The following is a 512-nucleotide window of genomic DNA, read 5'->3' as shown; positions in this document are numbered from 1 at the left end:
GTGCGGTGAGCCGCATCGAACCGTCCACCGACGATCAGCTCGTCGAAATGGTGAAACGCTATCTGCCGCCGGAGAAGGTGGAGCCGTATCTGGAGTTCGCCCGCCGCGAGCACGGTGAGGGCGTCACCATCTATCTCAAGCCCGAGCATTGGCTGTCTGCCGATCTGGGGGCACTGTAGCTCCATGAGCTCGCGCCAACGATTGTTCCGGTGGCTGTACCGGCTGGGGTTCACACCCTGGGACGGCCACCCGTTGGCGCACAGCCTGACCGGCCTCGTGGAAGGCGGCGGGCTGCGCCCGGGTGCCGCACTCGATCTCGGGTGCGGCACCGGGGACAACGCGGCGTACCTCGCCGGCCACGGTTGGCGGGTGACCGGTGTGGACTACGTGGCCAAACCGCTGAAGAAAGCCCGCGCCAAAGCCGCCGGATTGCCCGTGCTATTCATCAAAGCCGATGTGACACAACTGAGTACGTCTGGTATCGGTGCCGGTTACGACCTCATCATCGACAG

At 64.8% G+C, this 512-nt stretch carries 1 protein-coding gene; it reads left to right on the top strand.

What is annotated here, in order from left to right; translation table 11 throughout:
* Positions 1-183: 183 nt before the first annotated feature.
* The coding region (locus IMZ11_RS43705; protein WP_228649601.1) for a bifunctional 2-polyprenyl-6-hydroxyphenol methylase/3-demethylubiquinol 3-O-methyltransferase UbiG at positions 184-512 on the top strand (329 nt) is incomplete at its 3' end.

Origin of the sequence: Microtetraspora sp. AC03309, assembly GCF_020826795.1 — a bacterium.
Lineage (GTDB): Bacteria > Actinomycetota > Actinomycetes > Streptosporangiales > Streptosporangiaceae > Microtetraspora > Microtetraspora glauca.
Note: the sequence above shows the minus strand (reverse complement) of the source record. Positions and strands in the feature narration are given on the sequence as shown.